The organism is Glaciibacter kafniensis, from assembly GCF_039538945.1.
Lineage (GTDB): Bacteria > Actinomycetota > Actinomycetes > Actinomycetales > Microbacteriaceae > Cryobacterium > Cryobacterium kafniensis.
Map to the genome: position 1 here is coordinate 302,469 of NZ_BAABCN010000010.1, position 25,613 is coordinate 328,081.

Consider the following 25,613-nt stretch of genomic DNA (forward strand, 5'->3'; position numbering starts at 1 on the left):
CTCATCGCTGTGGTCGTCCTGGGGGCTGTCGCATGACGCTCATCATGGGTGTGCTCAACGTCACGCCCGACTCGTTCAGTGACGGTGGCCTGTATTCGCACACGGATGCCGCCCTTCGGCACGCCCACGCGCTCATCGCTGACGGGGCTGACCTGATCGACGTCGGAGGTGAGTCGACCCGGCCAGGCGCGGGGCGGGTCTCGCCCGGCGACGAACAGCGTCGCATCCTGCCGGTGATCACCGAGCTGGCCAGGCAGGGGATCTCCGTGAGCGTCGACACCCTCAACTCGGCGACCGCCCGCGCAGCCGCTGCCGCCGGAGCCAGCATCATCAACGACGTTTCCGGCGGTCTCGCCGACCCGCGGATGGCATCCGTTGCCGCCGAGACAGGTCTCACCTACGTGGCGATGCACTGGCGCGGCCATGCCGACGAGATGGATTCGCTCGCAGACTACGGAGATGTCGTGGCCGAGGTCACCGCTGAGCTGGCGGCGCGAGTCAATGCGCTCACCGCAGCCGGTGTGGCGAGAGACAAGATTGTTCTCGACCCCGGATTCGGATTCGCCAAGCGCCCCGAACACAACTGGCGACTACTCGCACACCTGTCGGCACTCGACGAGTTGGGGCTGCCGGTCTTGGTCGGCGTCTCGCGCAAACGCTTTCTGGCCGAGGTTCTGCCGAACGATGCGTCGTTCGCTGACCGGGACCTGCCGACCGCGGTGCTCAGCGTGCACGCCGCGCAGGCCGGGGCGTGGGCGGTGCGCGTGCATGATGTGCGCGCGACGCGAACGGCGCTGAACGTGCTTGATCACCTCGCGTCAGCCAGAATGGATCCATGACCACCGACTCGATCACTCTCACCGGTCTGCGCGTGAATGCGCACCATGGCGTTTTCGACTTCGAGCGGGAGAACGGGCAGGATTTCATCATCGACGTCACCGTCTGGCTCGATCTGCGGCGGGCCGCGTCGGGGGATGACCTGGCCCAAACCGTGCACTACGGCGAACTCGCCGTCGCGGTGACCGATGCCGTCGCCGACAATCCGGTCGACCTCATTGAAACCGTCGCAGAGCGGGTGGCCGGGGTCGCCTTCAGTTTTGCGGCGGTCGAACGTGCGCGCGTGACCCTGCACAAGCCGCAGGCGCCGATTCCGGTGTTCTTCGAGGATGTCGCGGTGCAGATCGAGCGCACGCGTGCTGACTATCCGCGGGGCGGCGCTTCTCGGGGTGGTGCTTCTGGTGCTTCTGCTGCTGCTGATGCTGCCGCTGCTCCTGCAACGGATGCCGAGGCATCCGCATGACACAGCTCGCTGGCCGTGAGGGGTCGCAAATCGACCTTCCCGAGCCCAACGAAGGTCGATTTGCGACCCCTCATGACGTTCGGGATGACGCGGCTCGAGACACTGAGGGCGGCGTGAGCGTCGTGCTCGCCCTCGGAAGCAATCTGGGCGACCGGGCGGCGACCCTCCGAGCCGCCGTGCGCGAGATTGGCGAGCTTGATGGCGTCGAGCTCGTTGCAGCCTCACCGCTCTACGAATCGGCAGCGGTGAAACCCGATGGCGTCGACACCGATGCGCCCGAATATCTGAACGCGGTTGTCGGCATCCGCTACCGCGGCACGCCGAATGATCTGCTTGACGCGGTCAACCGCATCGAGGCCGAGCACGGGCGCGTGCGCGCTGAGCGCTGGGGCGACCGCACTCTTGACATCGATCTGATCGTTGTCGGAACGCTGCAGCAGGGCGACGCTCGCCTGACCCTGCCGCACCCGCGTGCGGCAAGCCGTGACTTCGTGCTCGCGCCGTGGCTCGACATCGACCCTGACGCTGAGATTCCCGGGGTGGGTCGCGTTGCCGATCTGCTTCGCGCGATGCCGAACACCGTGCGTCGTCACGACGGCGACGATTCAGCTGCCGGCGGCGACGGAGAGGTGACCCGATGAAGCGCACCCAAGCGACATCGCTGATCGCGATTGCCCTGATCGGCCTCGTACTCGGCTTTCTTCTCGAAATCGCTGCCGCGGCATCCGGTTTGCCGCACATCGTTCCGCCGATCTCGTTGCCGATCACCCTGATTGCCGTCGGCGTCATCGTCGTCGTGCTCGCCTGGCCGATTCGGCAGGCCACCCGGGCGAATGGCACCGGTCGGGCCGTCAAACCGGTCAACCCCTTCGTGGCCATGCGAGTCGCTGTGCTGGCGAAAGCGTCGAGTCTGAGCGGTGCACTGCTTCTCGGTGGGGGCGGCGGGATTGTGCTCTACATCCTCACGCGGTCGGTGGTGCCGGCGGTAACATCGTTGTGGCTGGCCATCGCGGTGGTGATCGGTGCGGCGCTCCTGCTCGTCGGCGGTCTCGTCGCCGAACATTTCTGCGCGATTCCGCCCTCGGATGACGACCACAATGAGCATGGAGCAACACATGTCTGAGCAGGTCGAGATGGATCAGGGGACACCGGAGCCGGCAGCATCGGTGCCGGCAGCATCGGAGCCGGCCGCATCGGAGTCGACAGCACCGGAACCGACAGGGAGCGACCGAAACGTGAGCATCGGCGCAGCTGACGAGTGGAAGCGCGTCGCCCCGCGCTACGTCGTTGTTGAACTTGTGAGCACTCTGATGTTCGGCGTTGTCGCCTGCGCCGTGGCCGCGTTTCTCTGGCTCGTCGTCGGCATGCAGTGGGCGGCTTTCGTCGGGGGTGCGATCTTACTGATCACCCTCGTCTCCTTGATCGTGCTGCCGCGACGAGTGCGTTCGATCGGCTATCAGCTGCGCGAGGATGATCTGCTCTTTCGGCGTGGCATCATGTTCCAACGGTTCGTGTCGGTGCCATACGGGCGGATGCAGCTGGTCGACATCACCCGTGGCCCGGTCGCGCGCTGGCTCGGCCTGGCCGACCTCAAGTTCGTGACCGCAGCGGCATCCAGCGGGGTCGCCATTCCGGGGTTGGCTGAAGCCGACGCCGAGGCGCTGCGCGACCGGCTGGTCGAACTGGCGGAGAGCCGCCGGGCCGGACTGTGAGTTCGCCCGCTCGCACCGACTCAGCGCCTGGCTCACTGGCCGACGGCGAATGGCACCGGCTCTACCCGGCCAGCCCGCTGCTGCGTGGCGGAATCTTCGTGTTCGCCATTCTCGGATTCATCATCGCGAACCTGCGCGAACGGCTCATCGATTTCTTCTTCGGGGTGCCGAGCTACAGCGGTGACCCGCTCGATGAGATCGTGCGCCGCGGGGCCGTCGGTTGGGCGCTTCTCGTCGTCGCCGTCGTCTTGATCGTGATTCTCGTTGGTTTCTATCTGTCGTGGCGGATGCACACCTTCCGGGTCAGCGACGAGTCGGTGGAGGTGCGCAGCGGCATCCTGTTCCGCAGCCACCGTAAGGCCAGACTCGACCGCATCCAGGGCGTCAACATTGTGCGACCGCTGATTCCGCGCCTGTTCGGTGCGGCCAAGCTTGAGGTCAGCGTCGCGGGCCAGGATGCGAATGTGCAACTGGCCTACCTCGGATCGGCACTGGCCGACGGGCTGCGCCGCGACATCCTGCGGCTCGCCTCCGGGGTGCGTCAGGGCGAGGCTGCAGCTGGTGCAGCAGCCGGACCCCTCGCCGCCGCGGGTTCTACTTCAGGAGCCGCGGGTTCTACTTCAGGAGTGGAGCGGCGCGTCGCCGCCGAAACCGCTGCTGACGGGCCGCGACACACTTCCACTCCTGAACCCGGTCCCGGTGTCACTGACGGAATCGGTGCTGCTGGGGCCGAAGTGGGTGCCAGTGCCAGTGCCGCGGCTGCCGCATCAGGCATCGGCACGACCGTCGGCAGTTTCGCCTCGGACCGCGTCGCGGAATTTCTGGCACCCGAGCTCGACCCGGATGCGGCGCCGCCGGCATCCGTCGTCTCGATTCCGGTCGGTCGGTTGCTCGGCTCGATCATTTTCAGCGGCTTCACGCTCTTTCTCATCGCGGGAATCATCGCGCTGATCGTGATCGTGAACACCGGGGCGTCGACTTGGATTCTGTTCGCGATTCTCCCTGGGTTGATCGGTAGCGCCGGCTACTACTTCTCCCGGTTCACGAAGTCGCTGCGCTACAGCATCGCCGGAACACCCGACGGTGTGCGCATCGGGTATGGGCTGTTCTCGACAAGCAATGAGACGCTTCCGCCCGGTCGCATCCATGCGATCAGCGTGAGCCAGCCGCTGATGTGGCGCGGCTTCGGCTGGTGGGAGATTCGCGTCAACAAGGCCAGCCACTCGTCGAATGCGGGGGCCGCCGGTCAGGCCAACACCACGATTCTTCCGGTCGGAAGCCTCGCCGATGCCGCCCGCGTGCTTGAACTGATCCTGCCGACCTTCACCGCTGACGAGCAGCACGCCCTCGTGACCGCTGGCCTGCTCGGTACCGGGCGCGCCGGGCGCACCGGGAGCTCCGGCGATGACGGTTACCGGAATGCGCCGCGCCGGGCCGCGTGGCTCCGCCCGTTCTCCTGGCGTCGCACCGGCTACTTCGTCGCCGAAAACGTGGTGCTGATCCGTCGCGGGCGGCTCTCCCGCGAACTCGTGCTCGTTCCGCTCGCCCGCCTGCAGAGTGTCGCCATTGAGCAGGGGCCGGTGCGACGGATGCTGCGCCTCGCCTCGGCCCGTCTGCACACGGTCGCCGGCCCGGTCTTCGGCACCCTCAGCGTCGTGGATGTCGACGAGGCGCCCCGTCTGTTCGAACGTGTCGCCAGGGGAGCCGTTGAATCGGCCACCTCCGACACCAGCCATCGATGGAATCAACAGAGCGGACCTCACGCATGACTCCCCGTCCCGGACGTCTCGGCATCGGCATCATCGGCGCCGGACGCGTCGGCCCGATTCTCGGTGCGGCCCTCGCCGGAGCAGGGCATGCCGTCATCGGCATCGCCGCGATCTCCCAGGCCAGCCGCGACCGAGCCGATGCCATCCTCCCGAACGTGCCGATTCTGACCGTGCCCGAGATCGTCGAACGCAGCGAGCTCGTCATCATCGCGGTGCCCGACTCGGAGCTGGCCAGTCTGATCGCCGGGCTCGCGGCCACCAATACCTGGCAGCCCGGCCAGCTCGTGCTGCACACCTCGGCGCGGTTCGGAACCGGGATCCTTGCTCCGGCTCAGGCGGCCGGCGCGATTCCGCTTGCGATCCACCCGGCGCTCACTTTCACGGGCACGAGCATCGATCTTGCCCGGCTCGCCGACAGCTACTTCGCGGTAACTGCCCCCAGCCCGGTTCTGCCGATCGGGCAGGCTCTCGTCGTGGAGATGGGTGGAGAACCGGTGATCGTCGCCGAGGCCGATCGGCCCGGCTACGCGGAGGCGATCGAGACGGCGACGGCATTCTCGAGTTCAATCATTGAGCAGGCGACGAACCTGTTGGCGGGAATCGGAATCGAGCATCCGGGCGCCGTGATTGCGCCCCTCGTGCGGTCGGCCGTGGAGAACGCGCTCGCGAGCACCGGGCCGGATCGACGCACGCTCCGTCAGCGAAGTCGTGACGAGCTCGACGACGGGCAGTTTCCGTTCGACCAGTTCAACTCGGAGGACCGATGACCACCTCGAACCGAGCCCAACCGAGAGCACCGCAGGTGATCGGCTCCATCGTTGAACTGCGCCGGCTGCTAGCCGAAGCGCGGCAGCAGGCATCCGCTCGCACCGCGCTCGGCGGTCCCGCTGGTCCCGCTGGTCTCGCTGGTTCTGCTGGTCGCGCTGGTTCTGCCGACGGCGATGGCAGCGATGTTGGCCGCACCGATGGTGCCAGCGATGCCCCGCGCGTTGTTCTGGTGCCGACCATGGGGGCGCTGCATGCCGGCCACCTCTCGTTGGTCGCGCGGGCTCAGGAGCTGGGCGCGATCGTTGTTGTGTCGATCTTCGTGAACCCGCTGCAGTTCGGCGCCGGCGAAGATCTCGACAGCTACCCGCGCACACTCGACGCGGATGTCGCGGCGCTGGCGACGCTCGGTGTTGCGTTCGTGTTCGCCCCGACCGTGCAGGAAATGTACCCGCACGGCCCGAGCGCGACCCGGATCACGGCCGGGGATGCCGGGGCGCTCTATGAGGGCGCGGCCCGGCCAGGCCATTTCGACGGCATGCTCACGGTCGTCGCGAAACTGTTCAACATCGTCGGCTGTGATGTCGCGGTGTTCGGCCAGAAAGACGCCCAACAGGTTTTTCTGATCGGGCGCATGGTCGCTGACCTCAATTTGCCGGTCGCGATCGAGATTGCCCCGACCGTGCGGGAGACGACCGGGCTTGCCCTGTCGAGCCGCAACCAGTACCTCACCGAGGCCGAGAAGCTCGGTGCCGGCGCGCTCTCGGCCGGGCTGCGGGCGGCGGCGGCTTCGGCGGCGGGCGCGTCGGAGGGACCGTCGGCGGGAGCGCAAGCGGCGGTAGCCGCGGCGCACGGAATCATCGATGCCCAGCCACTGGTTAAACTGGAGTACCTCGTTGTCGTGCATCCGCAGACTTTTCTACCGGTCGACGACGACTTTCGCGGCACGGCCAGGATGCTCGTCGCCGCGTATGTCGGAACGACCAGACTCATCGACAACGCCCCACTTGACCTCAACTCACGACCAGCACGGGTTTCGTAAGCCGGCCTCGCCTGCTTCAGACAGCCATCCGACGGAGAACAGCATGACCGAGAACATCGCAGCAGAAGCCACCCCCGCACAGTCGGAGCTGGCCGCAAAGCGTGCAGCAAAGGCGGAAGCAAAAGCCGCAGTCAAGGCCGCTGCCAAGGCCAAGGCTGCTGCGGCGGCAGCCCCCGATGTTGACGCCGACGCCACCGCTGAAGCCGAACTCGTCGACGGTGGGTTCACCGCCGCCGAGATGAATGAGCAGAAGCTGGTGCGCCTCGGCAAGCGGGAGCGCTTGAACGCCATGTCTACGACTCCCGGCGGCGGCGCTTACCCGGTCTCCGTGCCGATCACCGACACGATCCCCGCCGTGCGCGCGCGCTTCGGCGACCTCGAAGCGGATGCCACCACCGGCGTCATCGTCGGGCTCGCCGGCCGTGTCGTGCACCAGCGCAACACCGGCAAGCTCTGCTTCGCGAGCTTGCAGGCCGGAGACGGCAGCCGCATCCAGGCGATGGTCTCGCTAGCCGTTGTCGGCGAAGAGTCACTCGCGAACTGGAAAGACCTCGTCGACCTCGGCGATCACCTCTTCGTCTCGGGTGAAGTCATTTCCTCCCGGAGCGGAGAACTGTCGATCATGGTCGCCGAGTGGCAGATCGCCACCAAGGCGCTGCTGCCGCTGCCGAACCTGCACACCGAGCTCAGCGAAGAAACTCGCGTGCGTAGCCGCTACCTCGACCTGATCGCTCGCGAGCAGGCGCGCCGCAATGTGGTCAACCGCTCGAAGACCGTCGCCAGCCTGCGCAAGACCTTCACCGAGCTCGACTTTCTCGAGATCGAAACGCCGATGCTGCAGACCATGCACGGCGGCGCATCCGCTCGCCCGTTCACCACCCACAGCAACGCGTTTGACACCGAACTGTTCCTGCGCATCGCACCGGAACTGTTTCTCAAGCGCGCCGTCGTCGGCGGCATCGACCGGGTCTACGAGATCAACCGCAACTTTCGCAACGAAGGCGCAGACTCCACGCACTCGCCCGAGTTCGCGATGCTCGAGGCCTACCAGGCCTACGGCGACTACAACTCGATCGCCAACCTCACCCAGCTGTTGATTCAGAACGCGGCAGAGGCCATCTCGGGTGGCCACGTCGTCACCTGGGCCGACGGCACCGAGTATGACCTGGGCGGTGAATGGGATCGGATCAGCATGTACGACAGTCTGAACGCTGCCGCTGACACGGCCTTCACCCCGCAGACTCCCCTTGCCGAACTCAAGGCGCTGGCCGAGCAAGAGGGCATCGAAATCGATCACCCGATCCACGGCAAGTACATCGAAGAGCTCTGGGAGCACTTCGTGAAGGGCGACCTGGTTCGCCCCACCTTCGTGATGGACTTTCCGGTCGACACCAGCCCGCTCGTGCGCGGCCACCGGTCGGTCGACGGCGTCGTCGAGAAATGGGACCTCTACATTCGCGGCTTCGAGCTGGCCACCGGCTACTCAGAGCTCGTCGACCCTGTGGTTCAGCGGGACCGCTTCATCGAGCAGGCCAGCCTGGCTGCAGGGGGAGACCCGGAGGCGATGCGCCTCGACGAGGAGTTTCTGCGTGCGCTCGAGTACGGCATGCCGCCGTCGGGTGGCATGGGCATGGGCATCGACCGCCTGCTGATGGCGCTGTCGGGCCTGGGCATCCGCGAAACCATCCTGTTTCCGTTGGTGAAGTGATGAGCTTCCTGCCGAAAGACGAGCTCGAGCCGCCGCGCAAGCCACAGGGCGACAGCGGAAAAGGTGACAAGGGCGACAAGAAGGGTCCGTCGACGAACCGGATCATCGTTTGGATCGTCGTGGGCGGCGTCGGCGTCTACATGGTCGCCTCGGGGCTCATCGGGGTTCTGACGAAGTAGCGGGTGCGCGGGTGCGCGGTGCGCGGCGCGCTCCGCGCGGCAGAAGCCTTTCAGATTGGGCAAGTGTCGGCGGATCCGGTGTTGCGTGCGGTTTCTGCGACGGATGTTGGTGCGCGAGGCGCGGGCGGCGGCCCGGGACGGTTGGGCCGGTAGTGCCCTGGTCGGGCCCGGTTGTCGCGCGCGGGAGGCGGCAGAAGCCTTTCAGATTGGGCATGTGTCGGCGGAGACCGCACCGATCGTGCGGCATCCGTCGTCGCTTGCGGTTTCTGCGACGGATGTCGGTGCAACGGATGTCGGTGCATCGAACGACGCACGCATCTCGCGGCTGCCGCGCGTCGGTGGTTCGGTGAACGACACACCGCCCTCCCCCGAACCGGTATGGGCAGGCTGTCCACGGAATGGCAGATTCGTTTGTCCGCGCCTCCGGCGGCGACCAGAGTTGGCGCATGAATCGTTCTCTCAGCATCGACATGCAGAGGTTCGGCAACCTCGCCACTCGCTCGCAGCTGCGCGGCCTCGGCCACTCAGACCGGGACATCCACCGGGCGATCGACGGGAATATGCTGCGCCCGCTTCGGCAAAGTTGGGTTGCTCATCCGGGGGCTGACCCGCTGGCGATGCGCGCTGTCGCACTCCGCGGTCGACTTGCCGCGTCATCGGCTCTCCTCAGCCTGGGTGTCTGGGTGACCAAGCCCGCCGGGCTATGGTTGGGCACGGCTGTCGGGGCGAGCCGAGTGCCGCCCACAGAACAGGGCGAACACCGGATCTGGGTGCGCGAGCACTTTCCGAGTAGCGATGAGCGCCGCTGGCGGATGTCGGTGAGTGATTCGCTTGAGCAGTACGCGCGTCTCGGTTCCGCTCCCGATATCGTCGCGTCAATCGACAGCGCACTCAACGCGGGGCTCGTCACGGCTGACCGGCTTGACGAGATCTTCGCGCGGCTTCCGCGCCGGGTGCAGAGGCTGCGCCATCGCGTCAACGGGAAGTCCCAGTCGGGATTGGAATCCCTTTTTCGAATTGCCGCGGAGGATGCCGGCTGGAAGGTGGACATCCAGGTCAAGGTTTCGCGGGTGGGGCATGTCGACATCCTCATCGACGGCTGGCTGGTGGTCGAGCTCGACGGCAGCGAGTGGCACGACACCCCTGAGGCCCAAGAGGAAGACCGGCGGCGGGACGCCGAGCTCATCCTGCTTGGGTACCGCTATCATCGGTTTCGGCACAGCCAAGTTCTCCACCGAATGCCGCTGTGCCTCGACGTTGTGCGCACAATCCTGGCGAGTGGCCGCCCCCTCTCGGTGCGCTGAAAGGTCCGGGCAGAAGCCGTTCGGATTGCGCATCCGTCGGCGGAGACAGCACGGATCGTGCGGCGGGTGGTGAAGCTTGCGGTTTCTGCGACGGATGCTGCGGCACCGCGGCGCGGCGCGCATCCGTCAGTTGCATCATTCGCGTTAGCGCGTCGCCCCGCGTCGGCCGCGTCGCCCGTGCCGCCCGCCCGCCCGCGCGCCGCCCTGCCGCCGCCTCACAGCCGCACCCGAGTATTTTCGCGTATCCTGAAGGGGCTATGGATAATTTTTGGGCAAACGCCGCTTGGTCGCTCGCGCCGACAGTTCTCGTCGGTCTGATCTTCTGGCTGATCATGCGCTCGATCATCCATGCCGACCGCACGGAACGCCGGGTCTATTCGGAGATTGAAACCGAAGAACGCGCGCGACTCGGGCTCGACAAGCCAGCGAGCTAGGCCGCGAGCTCAGCGCGCATGGGGGGCCTGGATATCGCGACGATCAGTGTGCTGGTCGCCCTGCTTATTGACTTTGTGATTCGTGTCGTTGCCGTCATCGTGGTGCCGCGCAATCGCCGGCCCACCTCAGGAATGGCCTGGCTGCTCGCGATTTTCTTCATCCCCTACCTCGGGGTGCTGCTCTTCTTGCTGATCGGCTACCGGACGCTGCCGAAGAAACGTCTGGCTATGCAGGCCCAGATCAACCAGTACATTCTCGCCAACACCGAGGGCGTTGAGCGCGAGCGCCGAGACGAACCGTGGCCGCCGTGGCTCGCCTCCGTCGTCGAACTCAACCGCAACCTCGGTGCGATGCCGCTGCTCGGGGACAACAGCGCCACCCTGCTCGGCGACTACAACGGCACCTTCGCGGCGATGATCGCCGACATCGACAAGGCCGAGCGGTTTGTGCATGTCGAGTTCTACATTCTCTCGCTGGACACCACGACCGCCCCGTTCTTCGACGCCCTGGAGCGGGCGGTCAAACGCGGCGTTTCGGTGCGAGTGCTGATGGACCACATTCAGTCGATGCGCAAGCCCGGCTACCGCAAGACCAAGCGCCGACTGACCGAGGCGGGGGTGCGCTGGGAGCTGATGCTGCCGTTGCAGCCGTTCAAGGGCAAGTGGCAGCGGCCCGATCTGCGCAACCACCGCAAGCTGCTCATCGTCGACAGTACGGTCGGCTATATGGGTTCGCAGAATGTCATCGATCGCACCTACAACGAGCGCAGCAATATCCGGCGCGGACTGAAATGGAAAGACCTGATGACGCGGGTCGAAGGCCCGATCGTGGCCGGCCTGGACGCCATCTTCCTGACCGACTGGTACAGCGAGACGCAGGATCTGATCACCCGCGACCTGCAACCCGACTACCCGGCCATCGAGTCGGACTCGCTGGACTGCCAGGTGGTGCCGAGCGGGCCGGGATTCAAGGGTGAGAACAACCTGCGACTGTTTCTGGCGCTGCTCTACTACGCGCAAGAGCGCATCATCATCACCAGCCCGTACTTTGTGCCAGACGAGTCGATTCTCTACGCGATCACCACGGCGACTCAGCGCGGCATCCACGTGGAGCTTTTCGTCTCTGAAATCGGCGACCAGGCGCTGGTCTATCACGCGCAACGCTCGTACTACGAGGAACTGCTGCGAGCCGGCGTGAAGATCTACATGTACAAGGCCCCCTACATTCTGCACGCCAAGCACTTCACCATCGATGACGATGTGGCGGTGATCGGCTCAAGCAACATGGACATGCGCTCCTTCAGCCTCAACATGGAGGTGTCGATGATGGTGCGCGGAGCATCGTTCGTCACCCAGCTGCGCGCGGTCGAAGACTCCTACCGCAACGACAGCAGGGAGCTCACCCTCGACGAGTGGATGAAGCAGCCGTTGCGCTCGACAATCCTCGACAACTTGGCGCGTCTGACCTCAGCAGTGCAGTAACCGCAACGTCCGCGCGCTAGGGCTGCGGATGCCGCTGCACCCGCTGCATCCGCTGCATCCGCTGGACCCGCTGGACCCGCTGCATCCACTGGATCCGCTTCACCCGCAGGTGTCAGCAGAAACCGCAGAGATCGGCGGATGCCGCACGATCGGTGCGGTTTCTGCTGACGGTTGGGCAATCCCAACGGTTTCTGAGGTCCGGTTCTGACGCGGCTTCGGCGGCGCCGGGCTACTCGCGCGGTTTCAACCGCACATTCGGCATCGGCGGTGCGGGCAGGGGTGCCCCGTTGAAGTCAGCTACCGTGCCGAACCGGCCGCCGGTATCCGTGCCGTCGATCACGTCTGACTGCCAGGCCGCCCGAAATGCTTCGACCTCGTCGTGGCTGCGGCCGATGAAGTTCCACCACATCACGATCTGCTCGTGCAGCGGCGCCCCGCCGAGCAGCAGCACGCGGGCCGGTTCGTCGCCGGTGGCGAGAACGAGGAGCTCGGCGCCCGGCGCGCGGTAGCCGATCGAGTGCAGCGGGATCGACTCATCGTCGAGCGCGACGGCTCCGGTGTCGAGCAACACCCCGTGCTCGAAGGAGGCGTCGACGGGCAGCGCAATCTCGGTGTGCGGGGGCAGGTCGATTTGTGCGCCGAGCAGGGGGCTGAAGGTGGTCGCGGTCGAAACCTGCCCGAGCAGGCTGCCGAGAAAGACTCGCACCGTCGCGCCGTGATGGACGAGCGGTTGCGGCACGAAGCGTTCGAAGAACGGCGGGGTGTGCCGGTGGGCATCGGGCAGCGCCGTCCACAGCTGGGCGCCGTGCAGGCTCGTCGTGGTCGGCGTCGACACCTCGGAATGCGAAATGCCGGCTCCGGCCGTCATCAGGTTGAGTTCGCCGGGGCGCACGAGGGCGTGGGATCCGGTCGAGTCCCGGTGCTCAATCTCACCGGCGAAGAGCCAGCTCACGGTTTGCAGACCCGTGTGCGGGTGCGGCGGAACGTTCATCGCCCGCTCGCCCACGGCATCCGGCCCGTAGTGATCGACGAAACACCAGGCGCCGATAAACGAGCGCTCGCGCTGCGGCAGTGTGCGGCGCACGGTCATGGCGCGCGGCCCGCCGAGCGGCACCGTGCGGGGTTCGAGAATCTGGATGTCGGTGGTCGCCCCCGGTAGGTCGTCGCACACGCGCTCTTCTGGCTCGGTCTCGAGATTGCTCATGGCGAAAGCCTATTCCGTGTGCGCGCTGGGGAACCGGCGGATGCGCCCGGTCAGCGGTCGGTGCTCCGATGAAGTCGGGGGACGACAATGCGGGCTCTCTTGAGGAAAGCGACAACCGACATCCCGTGGATCTGTGCAGATCCCACCCTGGTCGCGACTCGTGACGCAGCATGACGGCGCTGCGGCATCCGCTACGACATAATTGGGCGTCGTCGTTGGGGGAACACACGTCATCCCGGCTCGCGTCTGCGATGCATTCTTGCGCCGCACGATTTCTGCACCGCGCAGAATCATTGAAAGGAATCACTGATATGAGCAACATCTGGGATGTCATCTGGACGTTCTTCTGGATCTTCGCCTTCGTGGCCTACCTGATGATCTTGTTCTCGGTCATCAGCGACATCTTCCGTGACCACAAGCTCAACGGTTGGTTGAAGGCTTTGTGGATCATCTTCCTGGTCTGGGTTCCGTTCCTCACCGCGCTCGTCTACCTGATCGCCCGCGGCCGCAGCATGGCTGAGCGCGCGGCCGCGGCGCAGCAGCGCGCCCAGCACGCCGCCGAGTCCTACATCAAGGACGTCGCCGGCACCAGCACAGCCGATGAAATCGCCAAGGCGAAGGCTCTGCTCGACTCCGGTGCGATCAGCGCCGACGAGTTCGCTGCACTGAAGGCCAAGGCACTCGCCTAAAGCTTCTGCACAACGAGCTTCTGCACGGTGAAGGGCCGGTCGCGCTAGTCGCGGCCGGCCCTTTGCGCGTCGGCCCCCTGCGCCGAGCTTGACACTTGCGGTCGAGCATCCCTGTTCCGCCGGGGAAACTCGACCGCAAATGTCAAAGTCGAGGGTTAAGCGGGCCGATCGCTCACCAGCAGGTCGCCGACCTCACAGTCGAGCGCTGCGCAGATCGCCGCGAGAGTCGAGAAACGGATGGCCCGAGCCCGGTCGTTCTTGAGCACCGACAGATTGACCACGCTCACGCCGACCAGCTCGCTGAGCCGGGTCAGGGTCATCCCGCGTTCGGCGAGCAGCTCATCGAGCCGACAATGGATGCCGCTGGCCTCGTCGATCTCGGCGGGCGCCACTAGACGAGGCCTTCGGTGTCGCGCTGCAGGCGACGCCCTGCCTCGAACGCGGTCGCGACCATGAGCAGCGCAATGCCCACAAAGGCGGGTGCGAGGTCGAGCGGTGTGGTCAGCGGCCAGAATCCATCCAGGCCGTCGGGATTGAGCTCGCTGGCAGCCATCATGCGACCGAGACCGCCGAAGCCCTGGCCGAGGATGGTGCCGATCAGGAGGACTGACCCGACGGCGTAGGCCATCCATGAGACCGACCGGTCGAACGGGCGTCGCTTCAGGAGCTTCCAGCACAGAAGGGCAATCGCCGTCGAGACGATCAGAGTGGTGACAATGCCGACAACAGTGCCCAGCGCAATCAGAAACGTTGTCAGCGGGGTGAGGTGTGAGAGCGTGACGAACGCTGTCTCGAACGCGCCGTCCACGATCTGAGCGGTGCCGCCTGAGGCCTCCGGGGGCAGGGCGGCGTCTGTGAGAAGCGTCAGCGGAGTCGTGTCAGACGACACGTTGGAAATGAGCCCGCGGGCTCCGGTGACCGTGGCAATGACGCCTGTCGCAAGTGCACCGAACAGCACCACCCAGGTGAGGTACCGCTCAAAGGCTCTCTCAAGGCGGGTGATACGGGACTTTGTCCGAGTCTTCACTGGTCAACCTAACGTTTATCGATAACAACGATAGTCGTTACGTTAGCGGTTGACGGGCACTGACTGCAACCGCACGGTCGCAGTCCTGGGAATGCGAACGAGGGGCTGCCGGTAGCCCTGGCGAGACGGTCACACAGTCGCGGGAGCGCGTGGTTGCCGGTCGATGTCACGGTTTTGAGGCTGCCTGAGCGACGGCTACCGCCGTGCGTGATGGGAGAAAAGGCGCGCAGCGCGTTTTCTCCCATCACGCTGGCGGCGAACAGAGGCATGCATCCCAGCTTGGGCTGGTTACTCTCTTTGTATCGGTGTCATAACTGCCCTGACGCCAAGGGAGCAATCACATGTTTGAGAGATTTACCGACCGAGCTCGTCGTGTCGTCGTTTTGGCCCAGGAAGAGGCCAAGATGCTCAACCACAACTACATCGGAACTGAGCACATTCTGCTCGGTCTGATTCATGAGGGTGAGGGTGTCGCCGCGAAGGCGCTTGAGTCCCTCGGCATCTCGCTCGACGCTGTGCGCGAGCAGGTCCAAGACATCATCGGCCAGGGTCAGCAGCAGCCGACCGGCCACATTCCGTTCACCCCGCGCGCCAAAAAGGTGCTCGAGCTGAGCCTGCGCGAAGCGCTGCAGCTCGGCCACAACTACATCGGCACCGAGCACATTCTGCTCGGCCTGATCCGCGAGGGCGAAGGCGTTGCCGCTCAGGTGCTCGTCAAGCTCGGCGCCGACCTCAACCGGGTGCGCCAGCAGGTCATCCAGCTGCTCTCTGGCTACCAGGGCAAGGAGCAGGTGCAGGTCGGTGCCAACGAGCAGACGGGTACTCAGGCGGGCAGCCAGATTCTCGACCAGTTCGGCCGCAACCTCACGCAGGCAGCGCGCGACAACAAGCTCGACCCGGTCATCGGGCGCGAGAAAGAAATCGAGCGGGTCATGCAGATCCTCTCGCGTCGCTCGAAGAACAACCCCGTTCTGATCGGTGAGCCGGGTGTCGGCAAGACCGCCGTCGTCGAGGGCCTCGCCCAGGCGATCGTCAAGGGCGATGTTCCGGAGACGCTGAAAGACAAGCAGCTCTACTCGCTCGACCTCGGCTCGCTCATCGCCGGGAGCCGCTACCGCGGTGACTTCGAAGAGCGTCTGAAGAAGGTCACCAAGGAGATCCGCGCTCGCGGCGACATCATCATCTTTATCGACGAGATCCACACCCTCGTCGGAGCCGGTGCTGCCGAAGGTGCGATCGATGCTGCCAGCATCCTGAAGCCCCTGCTCGCCCGCGGTGAACTGCAGACGATCGGTGCAACCACGCTCGACGAGTACCGTAAACACTTCGAGAAGGATGCCGCGCTCGAGCGTCGCTTCCAGTCGATTCAGGTCGCTGAGCCGTCGCTGCCGCACACCATCAACATCCTCAAGGGGCTGCGCGACCGCTACGAAGCGCACCACAAGGTGTCCATCACCGATGGCGCTCTCGTGGCCGCGGCGAACCTCGCCGATCGCTACGTTTCTGACCGCTTTCTGCCGGACAAGGCCATCGACCTGATCGACGAGGCCGGCGCTCGCCTGCGCCTGTCGATTCTGTCCAGCCCGCCCGAGCTGCGCGAGTTCGACGAGAAGATCGCCGTCGTGCGCACCGCCAAGGAGACCGCCATCGAGGACCAGGACTTCGAGAAGGCCGCCAGCCTGCGCGACGAGGAGAAGAACCTCCTCGGCGAGCGTCTGCGCCTTGAGAAGAAGTGGAAGTCGGGCGACGTCAAGACGACAGCCGTCGTCGACGAAGGTCTGATCGCCGAGGTACTCGCACAGGCCACCGGCATCCCGGTCTTCAAGCTCACCGAAGAAGAGTCCTCGCGTCTCGTCTTCATGGAGAAGGCCCTGCACCAGCGCGTCATCGGTCAGGAAGAGGCCATCTCGGCGCTCGCCCGCACCATCCGTCGCACCCGTGCCGGTCTGAAGGACCCGAAGCGCCCGAGCGGTTCGTTCGTCTTCGCCGGCCCGACCGGTGTCGGAAAGACCGAGCTGGCCAAGGCACTCGCCGAGTTCTTGTTCGATGACGAGGCAGCCATGATCTCACTCGACATGAGTGAGTACGGCGAGAAGCACACCGTTTCGCGTCTGTTCGGTGCTCCTCCCGGATTCGTCGGCTTTGAAGAGGGCGGCCAGCTCACCGAGAAGGTGCGCCGCAAGCCGTTCAGCGTGGTGCTGTTCGACGAGATCGAGAAGGCTCACCCCGACATCTTCAACTCGCTGCTTCAGATTCTTGAAGAGGGCCGGTTGACGGATGGTCAGGGTCGCGTCGTCGACTTCAAGAACACCGTGATCATCATGACCACGAACCTCGGCACCAAGGACATCAGCGGCGGCCCCGTCGGTTTCCAGATCGAGGGCGACACGTCCACCAGCTACGACCGGATGAGCGGCAAGGTGAAGGAGGAGCTGAAGAAGCACTTCAAGCCCGAGTTCCTCAACCGTGTCGACGAGATCATCGTCTTCCCGCAGCTGTCGAAGCCGGAACTGCTGCAGATCGTCGACCTGTTCATCAAGCGTCTCTCCGACCGGATGCTTGACCGCGACATGACCGTCGAGCTCACCACCGCTGCGAAGGAGCGTCTGATCGAGGTCGGCTTCGACCCCGCTCTCGGCGCCCGCCCGTTGCGTCGTGCGATCCAGCACGAGGTGGAGGACCGCCTGAGCGAGAAGATCCTGCAGGGCGAGCTGAACGCGGGCGACCACGTGCACGTGGACTTCTCCGGCACCGAGTTCATCTTCACGACGACCGCGCGGGCCACTCCGGCCGCGATCGGAATCAACGCCGCTGCCTCACTCGGAACCGGTTCGGTCACGCCCGACTTGGCCATCTCGGGCGAGTAGTAGCATCCGCGCCTAGCGCGACCGAAGGGCCCGGCGGATTTTCTGCCGGGCCCTTCGGCGTACCCGGGTGGGCTGCACGCAGCGTGGGCTGTACGCAGCGCGGGCTGCACGCAAAGGAGGAGATTCTGCGACATGCCGCGCAAAACCGGCGTCTGGCTGCGGTGAGTCGCCGATTCTCCTCCTTTGCGCATCCGTCGCGCTCTCGCCGGTGTGGCCGAGTCGACGCTAGCCGTCTCGCTGTGTCGCCGTCCCTCGCTCGTGCGGGGCGCAAGGTTCCCGCCCGTTCGACGGAGATTTCGCGCGATTTGGGCAGTTTCGGCCCGAAAAGCCCCGGTTTCACGAAAATCTCCGTCGAATGAGATCTCTAGACTGAGTAGTTCACTTGAACTAAGACACGAGAGAGGTGCCGGCGTGAGCGAACAGAGGTTTACAGTGCGCCGCGCGCGCACCAGTGACGTGCCAGGAATCAGGGCGCTCGTCGAGCCGCTCGTGCAGGAACGCATTCTGCTCGGCAAAGACATGGTCGTGTTCTACGAGGCCGTGCAAGAGTTTCGGGTGGCTGAGGATGCCGACGGCCGGCTGATCGGCTGCGGCGCCCTGCACGTGATGTGGGAAGACCTGGCCGAGGTGCGCACTCTCGCCGTCGACAGAGAATGGCTCGGTCACGGCGTCGGTCACGCCCTGCTCGACCGGCTCGAGGCCGACGCCCGCGAACTCGGCCTGAGCCGTCTGTTCTGCCTGACCTTCGAGGTGCCGTTCTTCACCCGGCACGGCTTCGAGGATATGGGCACCGAGACGGTTGATCCGTCGGTCTACGCCGAGCTCGTGCGCTCACCCGATGAGGGCGTCGCCGAGTTTCTCGACCTCGCCCGCGTGAAGCCGAACACCCTCGGCAACACGCGCATGGTCAAGCGGCTGGTCTAAGCCTCTCGCGGTCTCCCGGGAGCCGGCACCGCGCGGTGCCGGCTCCAGCGCGCGCAAGAAACGAGACGCCCTCAGAAGAAGCTGAACCCTACCTGAATGGGTGGCGCTCATGTGGGGGTATTTTTCGGGATTTCTGCTCATTGGTAGAAACCGGGATTCTTCTTCTTCCGTTCACCCCGCTGACGTTCTCCGGCTGGCTAGGCTCCCTACCGTTGCCTTCACCGTCGAATGTCAATCATGAGGAGAACTATGTCCCCCATCCCACGAATTCCCCTGAAAGTGGCCTGCGCGTCACTCCTCGGATTAGGCCTGATTGTCGCTCCGATCGTGGCCTTGCCCGCTCAGGCCAGTGTCGATGGCACCGCCGTCGTCATCAACGAGGCCTACCTCAACGGCGGAAGCTCCGGCGCGAGCTTTCTGAACAAGTTCGTCGAGCTGTACAACCCGACGGATGCCCCGATCAACTTGAGCGGCATGTCGCTGCAGTACCGGCCGGCCGCCAACAAAGACAAGAACCCCTCGGGCGTGTATCCGCTGAGCGGCTCGATCCCGGCCAACGGCTCCTACCTGATTCAGGGTGCGTCCAACGGCGCGAACGGTGCTGCATTGCCCACTCCCGATCTCATCACTGCGTTCGGTCCCGCGGCCGGCGGCGGAACCGTGTTCCTGGCCAACCAGGCCGGCGTACTCACCACCCCCGCCGGGGGATCGTTGGTCAACGTTCCGGCCATCGGCGACCTTCTCGGCTACGGCACGTCTGACACCTTCGAGGGGTCTGCCGCCTCGAGCGCCTCGGTCGTCACCTCCCTCAACCGCACGACCGGTCTCGACCGCGACACGAACGCGGCCGATTTCACCGCCGCACTACCGACTCCGACGAACGCGGCAGGCGTCAGCGGCGTCATTACGCCCCCGCCGGTGGTCGACCCCGTCATTCCGCCCGCAGACACGACAGCCATCGCTGCGATCCAGGGCACCGGTGACGCCAGCCCGCTCGTGTCGACCGTCGTCAAGACCGTCGGCGTGGTCACCGCGGCCTACCCGACCGGTGGTTTCAACGGCTTCTACATTCAGACGCCCGGCACCGGCGGCGCTGTCGATCTCGCGACCCACACGGCATCTGACGGCCTGTTCGTCTACACCGGAACGCTCGGGACATCCGTCGCCGTCGGCGACTACGTGGAGGTCGCCGGAACCGTCGCCGAGTTCTTCGGAATGACCCAGGTCACGGTCAGCGCACTGTCGAACATTCAGAAGCTTGACGGTGCCGGAGTCGTCGCCCCGCTCCCTGCCGCCGTCGCCATCCAGACCGTTGCGGCAGAGCGCGAGACGCTCGAAGGCATGCTCCTGGCTCCGCAGGGCGACTTCACCGTCACCAACAACTACACGACCAACCAGTACGGCGACATCGGTCTCGCCCTCGGAACCACGCCCCTGGTGAACCCGACGGTGCTGAACCGTCCGGGATCGGCCGGCCAGATTGCAGCCATCGCCGACAATGCGGCCCGGTTGATCACCCTGGACGACGGCGCGACGACCAACTATTTGGCCGCCGCCAACCAGAGCAAGCCGGTTCCGTACGTCTCCACCACGGCCCCGGTGCGCGTCGGCGCAGCCGTGACCTTCACCCAGCCGGTCATCCTGGACTACCGCAACGACGGCTGGAAGCTTCAGCCGACCACGGAACTGGTTCCCGGCAACGCGGCAGCGGTGCAGCCGGCCACGTTCGAGAACACCCGCACGGATGCCCCGCGCGACGTGGGTGGGGACATCCGTCTCGCCACCTTCAACGTGTTGAACTACTTCTCGACCACGGGCGACTCGATTGCGAAGTGCACCTACTACAAGGACCGTGCCGGCACTCCCATCACGGTCAACACCGGATGCGACGCGCGCGGCGCGGCCACCGAGGTGAGTTTCAAACGTCAGCAGGCCAAGAGCGTCGCCGCCATCAACGCCCTCGGGGCAGACATCGTGTCGCTCGAGGAGATCGAGAACTCGGCCCGTTTCGGCAAGGACCGCGACACGGCTCTGGGCACCCTCGTCGATGCCTTGAACGTGGCAGCCGGCAGCGCGGTGTGGGACTACGTGCGCTCGCCGTCAGCTCTTCCCGCCTCTGAAGACGTCATCCGCACCGCCTTCATCTATAAGACGAAGGCTGTGGAGACCGTCGGCGGCTCGGAGATCCTGATCGACGCGCCGGCATTCGACAACGCACGCCGTCCGCTCGCCCAGTCATTCCAGCTGGTCGGCGACACGGCAAGCAAGTTTCTCGTGATCGTCAACCATTTCAAGTCGAAGGGCTCGGGAACGGGCATCGACGCTGACACGGGCGACGGCCAGGGCGCATCGAACAACTCGCGCGTCAACCAGGCAACGGCTCTCGTCGCCTTCGCCGCAGGCATGCAGACGAAGGCGAAGACCGACAAGGTCTTCTTGACCGGCGACTTCAACGCCTACGACCAGGAAGACCCGATCGAGGTCATCAAGGCGGCCGGCTACCTCAGCCAGGAGCACAAGAGCGGCGAGTACACCTATGCCTACGACGGGTCGGTCGGCTCGCTCGATCACGTGTTCGCGTCTCCGGCAGCGGATGCCACGGTCGCGGCTGACGCCGTCGACGTCTGGAACATCAACTCGGTCGAGAACGTGGCGCTGGAGTACAGCCGGTACAACAACAACGTCACCGACTTCTACGAGGCGAACCCGTTCCGTGCGTCGGACCACGACCCGGTCGTGCTCGGGCTGAACCTGGCCAGTACGCCGAACGCCGGTGTCGACATCAACGTGCTCAACCTGAACGACTTCCACGGTCGGATCGATGAGAACACAGTGAAGTTCGGTGGAACCGTTGAGACGCTCCGCGCTGAATATGGCGACGACGCAACCCTGTTTCTGTCTGCCGGTGACAACGTCGGAGCGTCGGTCTTCGCATCCGCCTCGCAGCAGGACAAGCCGGCGATTGACGTGCTCAACACGCTGGGCATGAAGGCGTCGGCCGTGGGCAACCACGAATTCGACAAAGGCTTCACCGATCTGAACACCCGGATCAAAGAAGCAGCGAACTTCGACTACCTCGGGGCGAACGTCTATGAGACCGGCACGACGACGCCGGCAATGCAGGAGTACGAGGTCTTCACGATCGATGGAGTGGACGTCGGCGTCATCGGCGCCGTCACGAGCGACACCCCGTCGCTCGTGACGCCCACCGGTGTGGCCACCCTCAGCTTCGGAGACCCGGTCGTGGCCATCAACCGCGTCGCCACACAGCTGACCGACGGAGACCCGGCCAACGGCGAGGCCGACGTTCTGATCGCCGAGTACCACGAGGGTGACGCGGTGGGCGAGCCCGCCGCAACGCTGGAAGAGGAAGTCGCCAACGGCAGCAGCATCTTCGCCCGCATCGTGACGGAGACCGACCCGGCCGTCAACGCGATCTTCACCGGCCACACGCACAAGAAGTATGCCTGGCAGGCGCAGGTTCCGGGAGCAGCAGCAGGCGTGACCCGCCCGGTTCTGCAGACCGGCAACTATGGCGAGAACATCGGGCAGGTGGTGCTTCACTACGACAAGGTCACCCAGGCCACCAGCACGATCAAGGTGAAGAATGTCGCCCGTCTGGCCTCCAAGGTGACAACCGCGCCGAGCGGCTCGACAGCGGACGAGGTCAAAGCGGCCGCCACCGCCACCGCAGCCGCGAGCAAGGCTCTCGACGACTCGCTCGTCGCGACCTACCCGCGTGTGGCCGAGGTCAAGCGCATCACGGATGCCGCACTCGCTGCTGCCGCAGTGATCGGAAATGTGAAGATCGGTTCGATCACGGCCGACATCTCTCGGGCCTGCAACGGTGGAACTGCGCCGTGTGCCGAGAACCGCGCCGCACCGTCGGCGATGGGCACACTCGTGGCGAACTCGCTGCGCGCGTCGCTGTCTGACCCGAGCAAGGGCGGTGCCGAGATCGGCATGGTCAACCCCGGTGGAATGCGCACCGAGCTGCTTTACAAGACCGACGGCTCGGTGACCTACGCCTCGGCCAACGCGGTGTTGCCGTTCGTGAACAACCTCTGGACCACGACCCTCACCGGCGCGCAGTTCAAGAAGGTTCTGGAGCAGCAGTGGCAGCGTGACGCGGCTGGCAACATCCCGAGCCGTGCGTACCTGCAGCTGGGCCTGTCGGACAACGTGAACTACACGTTCGACGCCAGCCGCGCTGAGGGCGACCGCATCACGGGCATCTGGATCAGTGGCGCGCCGATCGACCCGGCGCGGGGCTACCGCATCGGATCGTTCAACTTCTTGCTCACCGGAGGCGACAACTTCTGGGAGTTCACCAAGGGGAAGGACACGCGCGACTCCGGTCTCGTCGACAGCGATGCCTGGATCTCGTACATCACCACGCACAGCCCGCTGACGCCGTCATTCGCCGCCCACCAGGCGACGGTGACGGGTGCGCCGACCACGGCCGTCGACCCCGGCGACTCGGTCACGCTCAGCGTGTCGAACATCGACCTCAGCTCGCTCGGCGCCCCCAAGAACACAGAGCTCACGCTCCTGTGGCCGGGGAGTGCGACGAGCCTGGGAACGGCAGCCGTGAACGCGGGCGTGTCCACCGTGACGTTCACGGTGCCGAGTGACGCGAAGGCGAGCAGCGTTCTCGAGCTGACGGCGAAGGAGTCTGGCACGATTGTGCGCGTCGCCTTCACGGTCAACGAGACGGCGATCACGGACCCGACGGACCCGACGGACCCGACGGACCCGACGGACCCGACGGACCCGACGGACCCGACGGACCCGACGGATCCGGTCGACCCGGTTGATCCGACTGATCCGACGGACCCGACCACGCCGGTTGATCCGACTGATCCGACGGACCCGACGGACCCGACCACGCCGGTTGATCCGACAGACCCGACCGATCCAACGGACCCGACCGACCCGACGACGCCGGTCGACCCGACGGACCCGACCGTTCCGACGGCGCCGGCCACCGCCCCGGTGAGCGCAACGGAAGAAGCACTCACGCCGGCGTTGGAAGGCGTCATCACGACCGACGCCTCCTCCTATAGCGCGGGGAGCAATGTCACGGTCACCGTCGGCACGCAGCATGCCGGCGAGTTCGTGTCGGTCTGGGTGCGTTCGACTCCGACCAACCTGGGCGGCTGGCTGCAGGTCAACGCGCAGGGCGTCGTCACCGCCGCCTTGCCGGCCGACCTGCCTGCAGGAGCACACCGCGTCATCGTGCAGGATGCGGCCGGAAACGTGATCGGCTGGACGAGCATCACGGTGACCGCTGCCGACCCGACCACGGATGAGCCGACCACGGGCGGCTCGCCGGGCGGCTCGACAACATCGGGCAGCGGAACGTCAGCCGGCCTGGCGCAGACCGGTGCCGAGATCGCGCCCTGGCTTGCCGGAGGCATGCTGATGCTCGTGCTCGGTGGGGCCTTCCTGATCCGTCGCCGCCGCGCCGGAATCGAGGAGAGCTAACACCGGCACGGTGAGTATCCATCGGTAGCCACAGAGGCTGCTGAGACGACGACGATCCGGCAGGTTCCCGCAAAGGAGCCTGCCGGATCGTGACGTTAACCCGCCGGGCGGCATCCGTCGTCGTTCGCACCGGACACTCAGGTAAACCACCGTGCAAATGCCACGGTGCGGCTCAAACCGTCGCTAGCCTGGGGGCATGTCGACGATCAAGCATCCGGTCGGACCCCGGTCTGACAAGGTTTACCGCCGCCGGCGCCTCGTTGTAGGTCTGGGCCTTCTTGCCGTGATTATCATCATCGTCTTGATCATCGTGAAACCCGGCTCCAGCGTCGGGGAGCCCGGCAACTCGCCCACCTCGACGAAGGGCATGTCGACGGATGCGCCATCGTCGTCATCGAAGCCGGTGGCAGCAGCTGACGGGGGCGCGTGCGATCCCGCCAACATCACCGTCGAGGCTCTGACCAGTGCGCCAGACTACGACGCTGACCAGCTTCCGGAACTGTCGCTCAGTCTGACCAACACCGGGTCGGCATCCTGTGTGATCGACGCCGGAACGGCGAAGCAGGTGTTCACCATCACGAGTGGTGACGACGTCTGGTGGACGTCGACCGATTGCCAGACCGGAGCGGCCGACGCGTCAGTCACGCTCGCGGCCGGAGCAACGGAGAAGTCGTCGGCTCCACTCACCTGGGACCGCACGCGGTCGGCGAAAGACACCTGCGAGTCTGATTCTCGGGAGCTCGCACCCGCCGACGGTGCGTCGTATCACCTGAGCGTCACCGTCGACGGGATCGCAGCGGCGACTCCGACGCAGTTTTTGCTCAACTAGCCGCCCCGATTTCATGTGGACGCGGGGTATCCCGGCTGGCGCGCGATAGAGCCCGCGCCAGCGGGTATACCCCGCGCCCAGACACGACGGCGGGCCGAGGGTTGCGTTTGAACGTTGGCTCACTGGGTCTCGAGACACGGGCTCGCTGCGCTCGCTCGCCCTCGACCAACGAGACGGTCAGCGTCGTTCACCCCTGTGCCGCGCAGCGACTCTGACGCTCGGGATAGGCTTGAGCCATGGCAAAAGCAGCGCGAAAGAAGTCCAAGAACGGGTCGAAAGCACCCGTCGAGTTTCGCTCTGAAGCGCTCGCCCAGGCCCTCGAACGGCAGGACATGGCCGCAATCGCCCTGGCGCTTAAGCACGGCAACACCGTGGTGCCGATGACGGCTCACGCAAACCGGGACAGCCCGCTGAAGTCCGGCGAAGTCTGGACCTACCGTGACCCCAACACACAAGAAGTCGCCCTGCTGCTGTTCAGTTCAGCGGACAACAAGCCCGACAATCTGCCGCCGACCGTTGGCCTGCAGAGTCCCGACTGGTTGCGCGCGTTCTTGACTCGCTACGTTGACGAGATCACGACGGTGTTCTTCGACATTGCCGGTCCGCATCCGTTGCAGGCGTCGCCCGCCGACCTGCTCGCGGCGATCGGGGCGGTGCCCGGCGCCGACCTGCCGGCAGTCGATCCGCCGGCCTCAGAGTAGTTCAGCCGCGCAGAAACCGTTCGGATTGCGCGGTTGTCACCAGAAACCGTTCAGATCGTGCGGTCAGAGGGCATCCTTGCGGTTTCTGCGCGCGCTGCGCGCGCTGCGCGTGTCCGCTGCGCGTGTCCGCTGCGCGTGTCCGCTGCGCGTGTCCGCGTGTGCGTCGTGCCGGGGTTCTTCGGTGCGGATG

Annotated in this window: 22 protein-coding genes; 19 read left to right on the top strand and 3 right to left on the bottom strand. The window is 65.5% G+C overall.

Features of this window, described 5'->3' with window-relative positions:
• Positions 1-32: 32 nt before the first annotated feature.
• The 13 genes from folP to cls all read left to right on the top strand — a co-directional run bounded on the left by folP (position 33) and on the right by cls (position 11,695).
• Positions 33-839, top strand: coding sequence for a dihydropteroate synthase (gene folP, locus ABD791_RS15725; RefSeq protein ID WP_345068432.1), 807 nt, complete (start codon positions 33-35; stop codon positions 837-839).
• Entirely contained in the window at positions 836-1,300 is a 465-nt protein-coding gene (gene folB / locus ABD791_RS15730) for a dihydroneopterin aldolase (protein WP_345068433.1), read from the top strand. Before folP ends, folB begins: the two co-directional genes overlap by 4 nt.
• The gene (folK, locus tag ABD791_RS15735) at positions 1,297-1,941 is read left to right on the top strand and encodes a 2-amino-4-hydroxy-6-hydroxymethyldihydropteridine diphosphokinase (RefSeq protein ID WP_345068435.1); all 645 of its coding nucleotides are present in this window, start codon (positions 1,297-1,299) and stop codon (positions 1,939-1,941) included. Before folB ends, folK begins: the two co-directional genes overlap by 4 nt.
• The gene (locus tag ABD791_RS15740) at positions 1,938-2,423 is read left to right on the top strand and encodes a DUF3180 domain-containing protein (protein ID WP_345068437.1); all 486 of its coding nucleotides are present in this window, start codon (positions 1,938-1,940) and stop codon (positions 2,421-2,423) included. The genes folK and ABD791_RS15740 overlap by 4 nt, the downstream gene beginning before the upstream one ends.
• On the top strand, positions 2,416-3,012 hold the full coding sequence (locus ABD791_RS15745; RefSeq protein ID WP_345068439.1) for a PH domain-containing protein: 597 nt from the start codon (positions 2,416-2,418) through the stop codon (positions 3,010-3,012). The genes ABD791_RS15740 and ABD791_RS15745 overlap by 8 nt, the downstream gene beginning before the upstream one ends.
• Entirely contained in the window at positions 3,009-4,781 is a 1,773-nt protein-coding gene (locus ABD791_RS15750) for a PH domain-containing protein (protein WP_345068440.1), read from the top strand. Before ABD791_RS15745 ends, ABD791_RS15750 begins: the two co-directional genes overlap by 4 nt.
• Complete coding sequence (locus ABD791_RS15755; protein ID WP_345068442.1) at positions 4,778-5,548, top strand: Rossmann-like and DUF2520 domain-containing protein; 771 nt, start codon at positions 4,778-4,780, stop codon at positions 5,546-5,548. Before ABD791_RS15750 ends, ABD791_RS15755 begins: the two co-directional genes overlap by 4 nt.
• Positions 5,545-6,588: a pantoate--beta-alanine ligase gene (gene panC, locus ABD791_RS15760; protein ID WP_345068444.1), complete on the top strand. Its 1,044-nt coding sequence runs from the start codon at positions 5,545-5,547 to the stop codon at positions 6,586-6,588. Before ABD791_RS15755 ends, panC begins: the two co-directional genes overlap by 4 nt.
• Before the next feature lie 238 nt (positions 6,589-6,826).
• Positions 6,827-8,296, top strand: a complete 1,470-nt coding sequence (gene lysS, locus ABD791_RS15765) for a lysine--tRNA ligase (RefSeq protein WP_345068557.1) — start codon at positions 6,827-6,829, stop codon at positions 8,294-8,296.
• Positions 8,296-8,475, top strand: a complete 180-nt coding sequence (locus tag ABD791_RS15770; protein ID WP_345068446.1) for a hypothetical protein — start codon at positions 8,296-8,298, stop codon at positions 8,473-8,475. The genes lysS and ABD791_RS15770 overlap by 1 nt, the downstream gene beginning before the upstream one ends.
• Before the next feature lie 446 nt (positions 8,476-8,921).
• Positions 8,922-9,779, top strand: coding sequence for an endonuclease domain-containing protein (locus tag ABD791_RS15775; RefSeq protein ID WP_345068448.1), 858 nt, complete (start codon positions 8,922-8,924; stop codon positions 9,777-9,779).
• Positions 9,780-10,036: 257 nt separating this feature from the next.
• Complete coding sequence (locus tag ABD791_RS15780; protein ID WP_345068450.1) at positions 10,037-10,213, top strand: hypothetical protein; 177 nt, start codon at positions 10,037-10,039, stop codon at positions 10,211-10,213.
• A gap of 18 nt (positions 10,214-10,231) precedes the next feature.
• Positions 10,232-11,695 (top strand): cardiolipin synthase, encoded by a 1,464-nt coding sequence (gene cls, locus ABD791_RS15785; RefSeq protein ID WP_345068452.1) that lies wholly within the window; start codon positions 10,232-10,234, stop codon positions 11,693-11,695.
• Positions 11,696-11,924: 229 nt separating this feature from the next.
• Here cls and ABD791_RS15790 read toward each other — a convergent pair whose 3' ends face one another.
• Positions 11,925-12,899 carry a pirin family protein gene (locus tag ABD791_RS15790; protein ID WP_345068454.1) on the bottom strand — a complete coding sequence of 325 codons (975 nt, stop codon included), beginning with the start codon at positions 12,897-12,899 and terminating at the stop codon, positions 11,925-11,927.
• Positions 12,900-13,210: 311 nt separating this feature from the next.
• Here ABD791_RS15790 and ABD791_RS15795 point away from each other — a divergent pair, with 311 nt between their 5' ends.
• Positions 13,211-13,588, top strand: a complete 378-nt coding sequence (locus tag ABD791_RS15795; protein ID WP_345068456.1) for an SHOCT domain-containing protein — start codon at positions 13,211-13,213, stop codon at positions 13,586-13,588.
• A 155-nt stretch (positions 13,589-13,743) separates the two neighbouring features.
• On the opposite strand, the gene ABD791_RS15800 is transcribed toward ABD791_RS15795, so the two are convergent.
• Positions 13,744-13,980: a helix-turn-helix domain-containing protein gene (locus ABD791_RS15800; RefSeq protein WP_345068458.1), complete on the bottom strand. Its 237-nt coding sequence runs from the start codon at positions 13,978-13,980 to the stop codon at positions 13,744-13,746.
• Positions 13,980-14,615, bottom strand: a complete 636-nt coding sequence (locus ABD791_RS15805) for a hypothetical protein (protein WP_345068460.1) — start codon at positions 14,613-14,615, stop codon at positions 13,980-13,982. The genes ABD791_RS15800 and ABD791_RS15805 overlap by 1 nt, the downstream gene beginning before the upstream one ends.
• Positions 14,616-14,956: 341 nt before the next feature.
• Here ABD791_RS15805 and ABD791_RS15810 point away from each other — a divergent pair, with 341 nt between their 5' ends.
• The 5 genes from ABD791_RS15810 (at position 14,957) to ABD791_RS15830 (ending at position 25,423) form a co-directional block, all read left to right on the top strand.
• Positions 14,957-17,482 (top strand): ATP-dependent Clp protease ATP-binding subunit, encoded by a 2,526-nt coding sequence (locus tag ABD791_RS15810; RefSeq protein WP_345068462.1) that lies wholly within the window; start codon positions 14,957-14,959, stop codon positions 17,480-17,482.
• A gap of 411 nt (positions 17,483-17,893) precedes the next feature.
• Positions 17,894-18,406 carry an amino-acid N-acetyltransferase gene (locus tag ABD791_RS15815; RefSeq protein ID WP_345068464.1) on the top strand — a complete coding sequence of 171 codons (513 nt, stop codon included), beginning with the start codon at positions 17,894-17,896 and terminating at the stop codon, positions 18,404-18,406.
• Positions 18,407-18,655: 249 nt separating this feature from the next.
• A complete protein-coding gene (locus ABD791_RS15820; RefSeq protein WP_345068465.1) occupies positions 18,656-23,893 on the top strand; it encodes an ExeM/NucH family extracellular endonuclease in 5,238 nt (1,745 codons plus the stop codon).
• Between the two features lie 196 nt (positions 23,894-24,089).
• Entirely contained in the window at positions 24,090-24,722 is a 633-nt protein-coding gene (locus tag ABD791_RS15825; RefSeq protein WP_345068467.1) for a hypothetical protein, read from the top strand.
• 236 nt (positions 24,723-24,958) lie between these two features.
• A complete protein-coding gene (locus tag ABD791_RS15830) occupies positions 24,959-25,423 on the top strand; it encodes a dehydrogenase (protein WP_345068469.1) in 465 nt (154 codons plus the stop codon).
• The last annotated feature ends 190 nt before the right edge of the window (positions 25,424-25,613 follow it).